Raw genomic sequence first — 14625 nt, 5'->3', positions numbered from 1 at the left:
GCTCATCTTCCATCCCGTTGGGTCTGGCTCGCTTGGCCCGACGCAGATCGAAGACCAAACCCAATCATCGTCCGCAGCAGCCCAAGCGCCCAGGCCATATGCATCACCACCAGAGCCACCCCGGACCAAACCCCAATGGCCCCCAGTCGAAGACAAGCCATCGCCGTTACCGCCAGAACCGCTGCCAGATAGACCAACGGCCAGAGCAGCGCGACTGGCCAGACAGGGGCAATCGCCAGCGCCGCAGCGCAGAGGATGAGGTTCAGCACCGGCACCATCTGCCGCAACCGTGGTCGCATCCGATGCTTGATCAGCGTCGCCGCGCGACCGGCACCGTAATTCTGATATTGACGCCACAAGGCTGCCGGCGTGCTGCGCATCACATAAACAAGCCGCACATCACCCGCCAGCCAGATCCGCCCCCCCGCAGCGCGCAACCGCCAGTCCAGTTCCGCATCCTCATTGTGACTGAAGGCAGCATCATACCCCCCCACCCTGCGAAACCAGGTCAGATCCATCAGTGCGTGATGGCCATGGTCGACATAGGCTGAGGCGCGCCCGCCACGATGGGCTGCCCCGCCGGACCCGAGCGGCGTATCCACCACCCAGGCTGCCGCCCTGCCAAAGCTGCTTGTCCCCTGAGAATCCATTGCCACCACAACCGACACCGCATTCTCCGCCAACCGAAATGCCGCAAGCAGAGCAGTGGCGTAATCCGCCGGATAAATCGCATGGGCATCACACCGCAACAGCAGATCAAAGCCACAACCATGCTCTGCTACCGCACGATTGATCCCCGACGATTGGAGCCGGTCGGGATTATGCAGCAGATGAATCCTGATGGGGCTGGTCTCAGCGTAGCGCCGGACGATGTCCTGTGTCCCGTCGGTACTGCCGCCATCGGTCACCACCAAAGTGGCGCGTGCAGGATCGCGCAGCAGTGGATCACGCAGCAGGCTTTCAAGGCAGGGCAGAATGGCCTTCGCTTCATTCAAGGTCGGGATAACAACCAGAATACGCGCATCCTTCGGCGCAGACACAGTGCTGGCGCTCATGGCGCCCTCTTTGCCGTTCTGCCCGCTGCTGCCCATGGTGTTTGTTCCATTCCGTGTTATGGACCTGTCTAGCGGATCTGATTATGCTGCGACAGATTGATTTTTGCGCGCAGTCTGATGAACTTGGAGCTGCCACCTACTTGCCACCTCTGCGGCGTCGCGCAGCGCAGGGACGGCCGTGGGCAAACCAACAACGATGGGGTCAACCAACGTGTCCACGCCTAAGACGTCCTTTGCCGCTGATGACGGTCAGGAAGTGCTCGATCTCGGTGCCATTTTCGCAATCATCTGGCGCGGTCGCTGGGTCATCGCAGCCTGTGTGCTGATCGGTCTGATCGTTGGAATCTGGCGCGCCTATATCGCCGCCACGCCGCTCTATGGAGCAGAAGTCCAGCTGGTGCTCGACACCCGCGACGAGAAGGTGGTGGATATCGAAAGCGTGGTCAGCAGCCTCTCCGCCACGGATGAGGTGATCCGTACCGAAGTCCATATCCTCGGCGGGCGTGAGTTGGCCGGACAGGTTGTCGATCGGCTCAATCTGATCTCTGACCCGGAATTCAACATGAGGCTGCGCGATCCCGGCTTCAATCCGGTGCAAGCGCTCAAGGACATGATCAAACGCATCCTCGGGATGCAGGTCTATGATACCACTCTCACCCCCGATCCTGCCTTCGTCCGTGAGAAAGTCATCCAGACTCTTCTGGCCAATACGCGGGTCGTGAACATCCCGGATACCTATATCTTTTCCATCTGGGTGCTGAGCGAGAATCCCTTCAAGGCGGCGGATATCGCCAATGCTTTTGCCGATAACTATGTCGAAAATCAGGTGGCGGTGAAACTGAATGTCACCGAACAGGCCACAGGTTGGCTGGCGGAGCGGGTGACAGAACTGCGCAGCCAGCTGGAAGCGAACGAGCGCCGGGTCGCCGATATTCGTGCGCAGGCCGACGTCACCAGCCCGGCGCAGCTGATCGGTCTGGAAAACCGCCTGATTTCACTACGAAGCGCCCTGGAGGAACGGGCCGCAGAGGTAGCGGAGCAACAGGCCTTGCAGACCGAACTCAGCGGACTGCAAACGGTGGAAGAACAGCGCACGGCTGCCCGGCGCAATGGCTACGGTGCCATTCTGGCGCAGGCGGATAATCCACAGGACGGATGGCGGAGCGTTCTGGCACAACTCACCCGTGACCTGCGCGAGGCCGAAGCAAAGGAGCAGGCGATCCGGCGTTCTATGGCCGATCTGGAGATCACAATCGCCACCCAGAGTGATGCCCTGACCGAAGTGGTGCAGGCCGAACGTGACGCCGAAGCAAGCCGCCTGTTGTTTGAGAATTTTCAGAACCGGCTGCGCGAAACATCGATGCAAATCGGCCTGCAGCGGGCCGACAGCCGGGTGATCTCCCGCGCGTTTCCCCCCGACCGCCCTGCCCTGCCGAACAAGGGCCAAATTCTGATTTTGTCAGTCTTTCTCGGCGGGTTCCTTGGCACGGTGCTGGTGGTGGTCCTGCAACTCTCCCGCGCACGTCTGCATTCCGCAGCGCAGATCGCAGGGCTTACATCGGTGCCAGTGATCGCTGTCCTGGATCAGTTTTCACAGAAAATCCGCCCCGAACAAGCCAGCGCGCTTGGCCCTCAGACCCGCGATGGCGAGGCCATCCGCAATCTGCGCACCACGCTGCTGATGGCGCGGGGCGATGTGCCGCCGCAAGTGGTTGTCTTCACCTCTGCTGAGAGCGGCGACGGCAAATCCACGTTGTCCGCTGCGATGGCGCATAATATGGCGCAGATCGGAAAATCCGTGCTGCTGGTCGACGGCGACCTGCGCCGTCATTACCTCTCGGACCCGTTGGCGGATGGCAACAGCAAACCGGGGTTGTTCGACGTGCTATCCGGGCGCTGTGACCTGGCAGACGCCGTGTTGCCGGGTGTGCTGGGACAGGCTGATATCCTGCCTGCCGGCAGCGTCTCCGGCAGTGCGGCAGATCTCCTCAGCCAAGGCGGCCTGACGGAGCTGCTGTCAGTCGCCCGCAGCCACTGGGATATCATCATCTTCGACACCCCGCCGATTTCTGTGGTCCCTGATGCGCGGATCATCGGCCAACACGCGGATCTGTTGATTCTTCTGGCACAGTGGAACACCACCCGGCAGGCGGTCTTTATTGATGCGCTGCGCGCGCTGGAACAGGGCGGACGTAGCCCCAATGGTATCGTCCTGACCAAGGTGAAAGCCGCTGCAAAACCGCTCTACGGGGCGACCAAACGGTCCCGCGACCGCTATTATCACGGGTGAGGGCTGGATGCAGCTCACCGCCCTCCTGCGCAAGGCCCGCATGGCCAGTCGCCGCGGCCTTGGCCAACCGGTCCTGAACTATCAGGTCCTGGGAGAACGCTGTTCCGGCACCAATTTCCTTGACCAGCTGATCCAGCAGAATTTTGCAGCCGCACGGCCGCGCTATGACATGTGGAAACACGCGTTCCCCAACCTCATCGCCCTGCCCTCGGATGTGCTTTATGTGGTGATCTTCCGTGACCCGTTCCAATGGCTCGAAAGCATGTATGGCAAGCCGTGGCATAGCGTGCCTGAGCTGCGCGATCTCGCCTTCTCCGAGTTCATCCGCGCCGAATGGCGCAGCGAAATCGACGTGCCAGGCTGGTTTGATTTGCCCAAGACAAGACCCTGCAAAGGCCAACCTCTCAATCAGGATCTGCATCCGATCACCGGCGCGCCTTTTGCCAATCTGCTGGCCTTGCGGCAGGCCAAGGCCGAAGCACTACTGTCCCTGCCACAGCGCGGCGCGCGCGTGCTCTACACCACCCACGCGGCCATCAGCCAAAACCCGGACGAGATCATCGCCCGTATCGCCGCCGAAAGCCCGGTGCCCCGCCGGATCTCCCTTCAGGTGCCGACCGGGCATTATGGCTGGTCGTGGTCCAATCGCGATGTGAAACCGAAAACACCGGGCCAGCTAATCACACCGGATGACCGTGCCTGGATCAGGGCTCAGCTTGATCCGGCACTTGAGGCGGCGATGGGCCTGCCGCTTGACGAGGCACCCCACGACGCACCAACTGGGGCAGACCCCCACCCCTGATCAGATCCGGGATGGCACATCCCGCCAGCACCCCAGCGCCCGCCCGGCATAGATCCAGGCCATAGCGATCAGCATATGCCGGATCGAATGTTCATTATAAATCACATTGTCCGACAGCGCCGCGACCAGATTGATCAGCACGTAGAACAGGTAATACCCAGAGGTCACGCTACCGTCCTGCAGATACCAGCGGAAACAGCGGATCACGACCGCGATCAACAAACCAAAGAAGGTCACCGCCCCCAACAGGCCATTGCCGACCATCAGCTCGATATAGCTGTTGTGGAACCAGTAAAGCCCCTCATCGACATAGGCCTCAATATAAAGTCGCGCATAAGACGGCACCGACCAGAAAGCCCCAAACCCAACGCCTCCAATTGGCGCTTTGGCGATTTCCTCCAGCCCAAAGGCCCAGATCACCGTGCGCCCGGTCAGGGTGCTGTCCTTCCCCAAACGCTCAAGCAGCAGCCCCAGCGCGTCAATGCCTGAGATATAGATCGCGAGCGGCACCAGAAACAGCACCATCAGCGAAAACAAGAGCGCCACCCGCCGCGCGGTCCCGCCCCAGCGGCGAATCCACAATACCGGCACATAGATCGCCAGAATGGCAAAGGTCACATAAGCACCAGCCGATTGTGCCATGCCAAGCACGGGGATCATCAGCACTGCCGCAAGCATGCCCACTATAGCCAGCCGCCAGTAGAACCCCAGCGTTACCAGCCCATGCGCCGCATTCACCGTCGCCTTGGCGAGGGAATTTTTATGCATATAGATGCCCTTCAGCGCACCATTGGGATGAAACGCTGGCGACAGAAACGTCACGATGGAGTTCAGATAGGACAAGGCCACCCCGACGGCGGAGGTCAGGCTGACCACAATCATCGTATGATGGGCTGGTATGGCGGAGGCAATGCGCACAGCGATCAGTGTGGTCATCGTCAGCTGAAAGCTGCGATAGGCGGTGACCGGCGGATTGACGCTCCACAGGGTGGAAGCCATGGCGATCACACAGGGCATCAGCACCGGCCAGGACTGCCAGAGAATGGCCGCGCTCTGGCGCCAGTCGCGCAGGTACCACAGGATCGTCAGCGCATAGAGCGCCATCCAGCCCGGTGACTGAAACCCCAGCCGATAGACCACCCCGGTGCCCGACATTGCGGCAAGGATCAGATAGGCCATATGCAGATGGCCCCGCGTCAGCCACCAACGCCCTGCCCCGCGCCGCAGCACAGATGCCGACACCGGCCCGGACTGCCTCTGTCGGTCCTGATGTGGCTCAACCGTCAGTGTCATCTCGTCCTGCGCTGTGCTGTTGATGTCCTCTGCTTTCCACCGCTACCCGCTCCCTGTCTGCCAATCCAGCCATAGCACATGCGGAGCCCTGCGCCCGCGTCCCATTGGCAACATCGGATGCCTCTGGTGCCAGTGCCCGGAGGGCCGGCACCATCCAGAGCGCCGATTGTCCCAGCGCATCCGTCGCCTCGGCCTCCACCTGCCTGCGCGAGGCTGCACAGCACAGACGCGCCCAAATCGGAGCGGCAGCTGCACTCAGGTCCAGGTTACCGCGATCATCTGTTGGCAGGCGCACCGCCCCTCCCCCACCGTCCCGGCCCTCAAGTCGCCAGCGCTGCGGTCGTCGCCACAGGCGCGAGGCTGCAGCCTGCACTTTCAGCTCCACCCGATTGCGCACTACCGATGCCAGCCAGGGCAGATGATCAGGGCGCATCACAGCCCGCCGCAGCGCCTGCCCCAAGTGACCCGCCCGCACATCCCGTGCCAGCTCCAACTGCGCATGACGCCGCACCAACGCGCGTCGACGGACATGCGCCAGCGCAGCCAGATCCTCGTTGCCCGCCTGCTTCACCAGATCGTCCAGCACATCAACCTGCGCCGCCAGATCCCCCGGCACATTGCGATAGGAGGTTGAGGCCGCATGACGACGATAAAGATAGGCCGCCATTGGCAGCACCCACATCTTCGCGCCAGCCAGCACCAGCCGCAGGTAGAGGTCGTGATCCTCTCCAATCCGTAGCCGTGGATCGTAGCGCAACTCGCTCAGAAAACGGCGCCTGATCAGTGGCTTGAGATATCCGATATGGCTGATACCTTCAGGATCTACGCCGCTCAGAACCAGATCTTTCAAATTGAGCATCCGGGCCAGTTTCGGGGCGTGCTGACCCAATATCGTCGCGCCCCGTGCCATAGGCTGCTCGGAAAACAGGATCATATCGTCAGCGACCACATCCGCCGCCAGGTCCCCCGCCGCGTTCAGCATCAGTTCCAGCCGTCGCGGGTGCTGGCTGTCATCGCTGTCGCAGATGGCAATCCAGTCTCCGCGCGCCAGCGCCAGCGCATCATTGCGGGCGATGGCCGGACCGCCACTGTGTGGTCGTCGCTGCGCCCGGAGACGTGGATCGGCCGCCGCCGCCGCGCGGATCACCGCCCAGCTGTCATCCTCAGAGGCGTCATCAACAATAATCAGTTCCAGATCAGTCAGGGTCTGCGCCAATACCGCCCGAATGGCCAAGGGCAGATGCGCCGCAGCATTGCGGCTGGCCATGATCACTGAAACCTGCGGCCGCCGGTCAGCCATCGCGCTGGCCCTTGGGCGGCGGGAGATCAGACGCCACAGGCCCGCGCGCGCGGACATGCACTGCCGCCGGGACCCGCCAGGCCGCCGACAATCCCGCAACGTCGCCATAAGTCAGCGTCAGCGCGCCCCGTGATGCACGATGGCACAGATCGGCCCAAAGTGCGCTGTGGCTGCCATCCTCCTCCGGCATCGGGACCGCGATCCGTGCCCCCGCACTGTCACCGCTCAGCGCAGGGCTAGCCCCATCAGGCCCGACCAGATGAACAACTTCCGCTGATGCATCAAATGCCCGTTCAGCCTCTTGGCCGGGCTTGGGACCGCGTGCCTTGGCCAAGGCCACCCGCGCCAATTGCGAGACCAGAGAAGGGTCCCGCAACACCTGTCCCACAGCAGATGCCAAACGCCGTTCTTTCAAGTTTTCTGCCAGCATTTCAAAGGACAACCGACGCTGTAGAACCCGCCGCCGTTGGTTTAAAATATTTTTTATTTCAGTGTGTTGATCGAACTCTAACCGATCACTCAGCCCCTCCAGCGCCGCAAGCGACGCCTCGATATGCGCCCGGCTGGAGCGATGAGAGAGCGACTGCGGATGCCGCCGGTATAGGTAAAGCGCCTCCGGCAACAGCCACAGACGTCCCCCCCGCAGCAACAGCCGCAGATAGAGATCCTGATCCTCACCGATCGTTAGCGTTTCATCATAGCTCAGCGCCCCCAGCGCCTCGCGTCGGATCAACGGCTTGATATAGCCCAGCTGCGCGCCAGCCTCCCCCGGCTCGGGCACCCGCAGCATATCTGCCGGGCTGATCTCGCGCGGCAGTTCCTGCGGCTCCGGTCCAAACACGCTGCGCGGCGCCGCCATCGGCTCGGTTGCAAAATGGATCATATCATCGGCCACCGCATCAGCGCCCAGCCTCTCAGCCGCCACTAGAAGGCGCCGCAGCCGGTCCGGGTGCATGATATCGTCGGAATCGCAGATCGCCAGCCACGCCCCCTGCGCAACAGCCAGCGCCCGATTCCGCGCCGCTGCTGGACCGCTTGGTTTTTCCCAAAGAAGCACCCGCACACGGGCGTCCTGCGCAGCGGCGTCTTGCAGGATCTCAACCGACCCATCGCTGGAACCATCATCCGCCACGATCAACTCCCAGTCATCGTGAGTTTGCGCCAGCACAGACGCCAGCGCAGCGCGCAGGTAGCGCGCGCCCTGATGATTGGCCATGATGATCGAAATCAACCGCCCCTGCCCCGCCGGTTCCTGCATTAGCCTGCCCATTCTGCCCCGAACATGTCTAACACGCCGTCCCGCAATGAGACCAGATCCGAAGGCAGACCTGCCCGGATCATGGCTCGGCGGGCATTTCCCGTGGCACGGTGTCATCAAACTGCTAAGACTGACGGCCAAGAGACGCCACAGCGCAACTGCCGCCCCTTCGGAAAGACCCGCCATGACCGACACACCCGCAGCGCCTCAGCGCGACCACCAGACAAATGCGGGACCTTCGCGGATCGGTCCAACCTTGGTGGGGATCGGCGCGCAGAAATGTGCCTCCACCTTCATCCACGCTGCCCTTGGCGCCCATCCGGACGCCGCCGTGTCTGACCCGAAGGAACTGGATTTCTTCAGCGCCTATTTCGATCGTGGCTATCAGTGGTATCGCAGCCATTTTGCCCATGGCGCCGACAAGCCCGTCAGGTTCGAGGCCTCCCCCTCCTATTTCTACGACCCGCGCTGCCCCGACCGCCTGAACGCTTTCGATCCCGAAATCAAGATTGTCTGCCTGCTGCGTGACCCGGTGGCCCGTGCCTACTCCAATCACCTGCATGAGGTGATCAAGGGGCATATCCCTCCCCTGCCCTTTCATGAAGGGCTGGCCAACAATCCAGCCTATCTGGAACAGGGGCTGTACAGCCAGCATCTGGGCCGCTGGCTGGCCGCCCTTGGCCGCGACCGTGTCTTGGTGATGCTGGCAGAGGAAATCAGCGCGGATCCGGTTGCCGCCGCGCAGAAGGTCTATCGCTTTGCCGGGCTGGACGACAGCCATGTCTCACCGGTGCTGCACGAACGCCGGAACGAGAGTGACCGCCCTCGCCTGCCGACCCTGCGCCGGGTGCTGCGCGCGGGCGGTGAGCAGCTTCGCAACATCGGGCTGGAGGATACTTTGGCGCGGGTAAAATCAACCGGCCCCGTCTCCGCGCTGCTGCGCGCCAACAGCCAGAATATGCGGGATGTAGTGCCGCCCCTCCGGGACAGCGATATCACCACGCTGCGGACCTATTTCGCAGATGACCTGCGTCAGCTCCCTACCCTACTGGGGCGCGATAGCCTGCCCTGGGAAAGCTGGGCCGCGGTCACCGGGTAAACTGAGTAATGTACACATATGTCTAGAACAAAATAGCATCCTGAGCCATCATCTGATCCAGCGTCAGAGCTTCTGCGCGATCATCAACCATGGCGACATTCACCCAGCCATCCTCACCCTCAATCTGCAACAGATCCCGTGTCCCGCGCCCCCGCGCGCCATCAAGCCAGCGGATCTGATCCACCCCCTCAAGGCCAAACGCCGTCAGGTCCAATACGTCCCCCTGGGACAGGCTAAAATCATTGACGCGGTCCGCTGGCCCCTCCGGGCTAAAAATGAAAACATCCGCTCCAGCGCCACCACGAAGTTGATCTCGGCCAAGACCTCCGTCCAGCTGATCATCTCCACTGCCACCTGCCAGACGATCCTTGCCACGCCCCCCAAATAGGAAATCATCGCCCCCCTTACCGCGCAGAATATCACGGCCTTTGTCCCCATAAAGATGATCTGCGCCGCTGTTCCCGACCAGTTGATCCGCTCCGGCGCCCCCATGGATCAGATCAGCGCCATCGCCGCCAAACAAATCCTCTGCCTGATCGGTCCCCGCCTGTTCCGTTGCGAAATTGGGCGTGCCGTCCCGCTCCTGTCCCGGCAGGGACACATCTGTAATCACCGCGACCAAGGGCGGTGCGTCCGGGTCGGGTATACCCGCCCAAGCGGTTTGATTGTCAGACACCGCCCAAAGGTCAGCAAAGCTCTTGACCGCGCCGGAATACCACAGCCCGCCCGGCATGTCCGCTTCGCTCAGATTGGCCAGAACCTTGCCATCCACCCGAAAAATCGCGGCTGTCCCGGTCAACTCAATCTCATAGGTGTGCAGCCCCGCCGCCGCGTCAAACCCAAGATCGACCACCAGTGGCCCCGCCGGGCCGTCCGCAAGACGCACGCGGCTGCCGTCTTCGGCCTCCATATGGATGCTCAGCTGAACCTGACGGGTATTGGCGCCGACAAACTCGAAATCAAACTCCAGCCAGCGGTCATTGCGATAGTCCTCCTGATAGAGAAACATCCCGAATACCGTGCCGTCCTGCATCTGCGGCGCCTGTGCTGTCCAGCTCCAGGTTCCGGTCTCATGGGCGGACTCGGATTGCATCTCGCCACCAGTAAAGGTCCGCTCATCCGCGCCATTCTCAGACGTCAGATGTAATTCCACCGCGCCCTCGGCATTGATTTGCACATTGTCCTGCGACCACTTGGTATTTCGGGATTGCCCTGCATTCCAAGTCGACACCAACCAGTCGTCGTCATCGCGGACCTGACCCGGAACCCGCAGGTCCACCGTTGGGGTCACGTCTGCCTGCGCGCTATCGGTTGATGCCATATCAATCACTCCAAACCTTCGTGCCGCTTGTGGCGGCGTTGCCTTGGGTTTGGTTTTTGGGGGCGAACGATGGCAGGATTGTGCCTTAATTATCGCGCATTAATGCCCCATTCATACAGTTTAACGCAAACTCAAGAACAGTTTTAGAGGGTTGCTTTTTAGTCGAATTGCACAGCATGCTCAGGCCGCTCTCCGGCGACCTTGCAGGCACGACACAGCACATCCCCCAGCGTGCCAACGGGTTTGATCCCGACAGCAACCGTATCGTGGCCTTTGTCCCCGTGGGGACGCAAATGATGGTTGGCTCGCTTCAGCAGCGATGCGAGCATGGTTAATATGTATTCATATTTTCGTTCGTTGGCCAGAAAAAAGGCTGCCCCCTTCAAAGGGACAGCCTCGGTCAACGCGTCAGAACTGCAACCACCTCTGGTTGGTTTCAGATATCCTCACCGTCAAGCGCATCGAAGAACGCCGTGATCGCCATTTCCAGTCGCCGCTGATCAACCGACGAGAAATCTCGTTCCATCGCCATCTCAATCCGGCCGTCCCGGGCCAGACAACGGACTGTCCCCGTGGGGACAGCACAGCGCAGCGTTGTCTTTGCCATGCCCGCGCGCTGGCTCGTGCTCATCGCGCTGGCACCTGATACAGATGCTTTCAGCGACTGTCGCAGCACCGACAGCTCTTCATCTGCACTGGAAAAACTCCGGTCCCGCAGGCGCTGGCGCAGCGGCTCAACCGCAGATGGGGTCTCCACAAGATGCTTCTTCAGATCCAAGCCGAGGGCCCGGGGGATCGCTTCGGCAAAGGACAGCTCCGCCCCAATCAGTTCCAGCAGCTCGGCAAAGTGGCGGATGTAGCTGCGTTTCTGACGGCCCGCAGAGGCATAAAGCAGCGCAACAGAGTCTTCTACAGAGTCTGAACCGGTCTCGGGATCCCGCGCATAAGACAGCGCCAATTGTGCCATCTCAGCAAAAGAGATATCCCGCCGCACGAGGTTTTCATCCACCATCCGACGGTAGAGACCTTGCAGTGTTTCTCCCCGCGCAACCAGGCCTGCCGGGATCAGGCGATACTGCTCATCCCCGGTTTCCTCATAAAGCGCGCGATAGGCCGACAGCCGCCGAAACCCCTGAACCAGCTGATAGCCCTCGCCGTCTTCCTCAACCCGGATCGGGTTGGAAAGGCCGAGATCGCGAATAGACTCCTTCAACTCCTGCAGATCAGGATCGCGATTAACCGCGCGGTCGCGGATCAACTTGCTGGTGGAAATCTGATCCAGCGGAATCCGGTCGACCACAAGGCCGAGCGTCTTGAGCCGCACAAACTCATGCGCAAGCCGGTCATTCTCAGCGCGGATATTCTGTTCCACCTCAGCCCGCGTCCGCAACGCATCGGCGTTTTCGCTGATCGCAGTGGCCATCGGTCCACGCCGACCCTCGCCTGAGCGGAAGGCGGATTTGGTTTCCGGCGCGCTGGTTGCCGGTTGCGACTGCGATGCGGCAGGGGAGGGGGCCTTCGGTTTGGCGACTGTTGGCTCCGACGGGAAATCGATGTCGAACATTCTGCGCTTGCTCATGCCTCATCCTCCAACTGGTCCCATGCCGTCAGGGCGTTATCCTTGAATTCCATATAGGCCTGATCAAACGAGGCCCGCGCTCGCCGCCAGGTTTCCCGCGTCATATCCCGATAGTCGATCTCATAAATCGAGCTAAGGAAGCGCCCGGATTGTTCAACCGCGCGGGTCATCTCGATCGGATGATCTGTCATCCGGTCGCCAAACACCTTCACAAATGCGTCGCGCATCGCCCGATGCAGATCATTGCCGGATTCATAGCGGGTCAACAGGAAGCGCACCTCCTGAAACACCTTCGGCAAGCTGAACGTCCCCGCGGGGACAACGCCATTGAACGCAGAGAGATCCTCCAGCGCCTCGGAGAGCTGACCGATGAAGGAGGTCGTGGAATCATACTCCCAGTAGCCAGGACCCGACGGGATATAGAGCATATCTGCCGCAAAAACCGCATTCATTGACTGGTAGCCGATCGCTGGCGGGCAGTCGAAGATCATCATGTCATAGTCTTCTGACGGCAGCTGATCGAGGTAGCGCGACACCGCCGCAAAAAAGGACCACTCAGGATTGAGGTGCCGATACTGGGCGGAAGCAAATTCCACAAAGGCGGCATTGGCACAGCTGGGGATCACATCAATCGTGGGCCAACTGGTCGGTTTGACAAAGTCGCTGATCCGCAGATCCTGAAGTCCCATGCCAGTGATTGCCTCCGGTAGCCGGCGTTCGGGCAGGGCAGCCCCGGACTCCGCACCACGGGTGCTGGCGTTCATGCGTTCAGTCTCGCGCACCAGATCGCGCGCCATGATACCCCAGACGGTATAATCCTCCGTCACATCGCTCAGCCCCATGGAATGGGAGAGCGTGGCCTGGGGATCGAAATCAACACAAAGCACACGGTACCCGTCCAAGGCGGCGGCATGGGCGAAATGCAGCGCTACGGTGGATTTGCCTGCCCCCCCTTTGAAGTTGGAGATCGCCACCCGCAGCGCGCGCTTGCCCGCTGGGCGCTCCGGCATCAGTGATTTGCGGTTCACCTTCAGACGGCGACGCAGCTCGTTTATTTCCTCAAGAGAGTACCAGCGCTGGCGGCCGTCTTCCTCAACATGGCCCTGCGGCAGGCTGGGATCGGCGGCAAGGCGACCGCGCAGGGTCGACTGGTTCACCTTAAAGATCAGCTCCGCCACTTCCCAGCTGGAGAACCGCCGCAGCGTCTTTTCCATCTTGGGAGAAAAGGTCTGTTGCCGGATCCAACTCTGCATTTTCAGCGATTGTGCCTGCATGTCTGCCAGGTCTTGATGGGTAAACATCTCTGCTCCTCAATCTCTGTAGCGCGCCCTTATTCATCTAGCGGACGCTTTTTCTACCTAGAAACTCATTTACGCCGAATTTGCAAAAAACGCAAAAGCTATTATTGTCCGAATGAGCGTCCTGTCCCCGCGGGGACCGCTTGCGACGAAAGATAGGCAAACCCCTTGTTTTTCTGGGCGCATGCGATTCGGTGGTGAGTGCCGCGCTTGGCCGAAAAATGGCGCTTCCTTCGCCGATATAGGGGGACGTGATTTTGAGTGCCGCTGTATATTGGGGGACATTTTTACCCCAATAGGGGACGCCCAGGCTGTCACCTAATACCATGAATACCAATTTTTGATTCAAAAATGGGATTGGGATCGAGAGGCAAACAACAGCGCTCTTGACAGAATCGCATCTCTGGACGCAAATCAGATACACCAACTTAAAAACGTTGAGTTCGGGTCAGGCTTCACCGATAATCGCTACAAGCAACACCATATGACCGCGACCAAGATCAACAGGATCTCATGGCAAACATGAGACGATAGAGGCAGCCATCCGAGAACGGGTGGAGACAAGAGGGCAGCCATGCTTGCCAGTAAACCCGTCGGGCGACAGGCCGCGGCGTTAAAATATGATATCCTCACCGCGTTGGGGACCTATGCCCTCTCGCTGGAGAAGGGGCCCCAGCGTCTGGTTCTGCGTTTCATGACTCTGATGACTGCACGCTATAATTGGCAACGCAATGAGCTGGCGGTCGGGCAACGCGAGATTGCCCGGATGTGGTCCGTTGATGAACGCACGGTGAAACGGGAGATGGCCAAGTTGCGCGCCCTTGGCTGGCTGGTGGTCAAACGGCAGGGCGCGCGCGGGCGGGTCACGGAATATGGGTTTGATCTGGAGTGTATCCTGACGGATACCCGCGGATGCTGGGCGGCAGTTGGCCCCGATTTCGATCACCGGATGCGTGGCAGCGACGCGCCTGAGAAAAACGTTGTGCCTTTGATGACAGGAACAGCAGCACCGGCGCCAGATATCAGCGATGGCAGTGAGTGGAGTCTGGCGAAGGCAGTTTTGCATCAGGAAGATCCGGCCACCTATTCGGCATGGATACAGGCGCTCACCCGGGAAAGCAGGGCAGGGGGGCGGCTGATCCTGCGCGCCCCAAGCCGTTTTCACGGCAACTATGTCACCGCACATCTACAGGAGCGGCTGCTGGCCGCCTGTCATGATATCGACGCGGATGTGGATCAGTTGACGATCCTGTCCTAGCGCTGCGCGCACGAGGCTCCGCGACGAAAAACAGCCCCCAAGCGGCGGCTCGGGGGCTGTGAGATAATCGAA

General features: G+C 60.8%; 12 protein-coding genes. 4 read left to right on the top strand and 8 right to left on the bottom strand.

Annotated elements, in window-relative coordinates; genetic code table 11:
* Nucleotides 1-2 precede the first annotated feature (2 nt).
* Nucleotides 3-1055 carry a glycosyltransferase family 2 protein gene (locus tag GAL_RS18270; RefSeq protein WP_244462805.1) on the bottom strand — a complete coding sequence of 351 codons (1053 nt, stop codon included), beginning with the start codon at nt 1053-1055 and terminating at the stop codon, nt 3-5.
* A 211-nt stretch (nt 1056-1266) separates the two neighbouring features.
* On the opposite strand from GAL_RS18270, the gene GAL_RS18265 reads away from it, so the two are divergent.
* Together GAL_RS18265 and GAL_RS18260 are read left to right on the top strand one after the other, a co-directional pair.
* The gene (locus tag GAL_RS18265; RefSeq protein ID WP_244462804.1) at nt 1267-3345 is read left to right on the top strand and encodes a GumC family protein; all 2079 of its coding nucleotides are present in this window, start codon (nt 1267-1269) and stop codon (nt 3343-3345) included.
* A gap of 7 nt (nt 3346-3352) precedes the next feature.
* Nucleotides 3353-4147, top strand: coding sequence for a hypothetical protein (locus GAL_RS18260; RefSeq protein WP_024099023.1), 795 nt, complete (start codon nt 3353-3355; stop codon nt 4145-4147).
* Here the strand turns inward: GAL_RS18260 and GAL_RS18255 are convergent, their stop codons facing one another.
* Genes GAL_RS18255 through GAL_RS18245 form a run of 3 tightly spaced genes read right to left on the bottom strand, consistent with a single transcriptional unit; the run spans nt 4148 to nt 7998 of the window.
* Entirely contained in the window at nt 4148-5440 is a 1293-nt protein-coding gene (locus GAL_RS18255; protein ID WP_024099022.1) for an O-antigen ligase family protein, read from the bottom strand. It abuts the gene before it with no gap.
* Nucleotides 5424-6740: a glycosyltransferase family 2 protein gene (locus GAL_RS18250; RefSeq protein WP_024099021.1), complete on the bottom strand. Its 1317-nt coding sequence runs from the start codon at nt 6738-6740 to the stop codon at nt 5424-5426. The genes GAL_RS18255 and GAL_RS18250 overlap by 17 nt, the downstream gene beginning before the upstream one ends.
* Nucleotides 6733-7998, bottom strand: coding sequence for a glycosyltransferase family 2 protein (locus GAL_RS18245; RefSeq protein ID WP_024099020.1), 1266 nt, complete (start codon nt 7996-7998; stop codon nt 6733-6735). The genes GAL_RS18250 and GAL_RS18245 overlap by 8 nt, the downstream gene beginning before the upstream one ends.
* A gap of 184 nt (nt 7999-8182) precedes the next feature.
* Between GAL_RS18245 and GAL_RS18240 the strand changes: the two genes are divergently transcribed.
* Nucleotides 8183-9097, top strand: a complete 915-nt coding sequence (locus GAL_RS18240) for a sulfotransferase domain-containing protein (protein WP_024099019.1) — start codon at nt 8183-8185, stop codon at nt 9095-9097.
* Nucleotides 9098-9119: 22 nt separating this feature from the next.
* Here the strand turns inward: GAL_RS18240 and GAL_RS18235 are convergent, their stop codons facing one another.
* The 4 genes from GAL_RS18235 to GAL_RS18220 all read right to left on the bottom strand — a co-directional run bounded on the left by GAL_RS18235 (nt 9120) and on the right by GAL_RS18220 (nt 13298).
* On the bottom strand, nt 9120-10418 hold the full coding sequence (locus tag GAL_RS18235) for a family 16 glycosylhydrolase (protein WP_024099018.1): 1299 nt from the start codon (nt 10416-10418) through the stop codon (nt 9120-9122).
* 158 nt (nt 10419-10576) lie between these two features.
* Nucleotides 10577-10747: a hypothetical protein gene (locus GAL_RS18230; RefSeq protein ID WP_155808119.1), complete on the bottom strand. Its 171-nt coding sequence runs from the start codon at nt 10745-10747 to the stop codon at nt 10577-10579.
* Between the two features lie 107 nt (nt 10748-10854).
* Nucleotides 10855-11997 (bottom strand): ParB/RepB/Spo0J family partition protein, encoded by a 1143-nt coding sequence (locus tag GAL_RS18225; RefSeq protein ID WP_024099016.1) that lies wholly within the window; start codon nt 11995-11997, stop codon nt 10855-10857.
* Complete coding sequence (locus tag GAL_RS18220; RefSeq protein ID WP_024099015.1) at nt 11994-13298, bottom strand: AAA family ATPase; 1305 nt, start codon at nt 13296-13298, stop codon at nt 11994-11996. Before GAL_RS18220 ends, GAL_RS18225 begins: the two co-directional genes overlap by 4 nt.
* A 571-nt stretch (nt 13299-13869) precedes the next feature.
* Here GAL_RS18220 and GAL_RS18215 point away from each other — a divergent pair.
* The gene (locus GAL_RS18215; protein WP_024099014.1) at nt 13870-14553 is read left to right on the top strand and encodes a DnaA N-terminal domain-containing protein; all 684 of its coding nucleotides are present in this window, start codon (nt 13870-13872) and stop codon (nt 14551-14553) included.
* Nucleotides 14554-14625: the final 72 nt, after the last annotated feature.

The organism is Phaeobacter gallaeciensis DSM 26640 (genome assembly GCF_000511385.1).
Classification (GTDB): domain Bacteria; phylum Pseudomonadota; class Alphaproteobacteria; order Rhodobacterales; family Rhodobacteraceae; genus Phaeobacter; species Phaeobacter gallaeciensis.
Note: the sequence above shows the minus strand (reverse complement) of the source record. Positions and strands in the feature narration are given on the sequence as shown.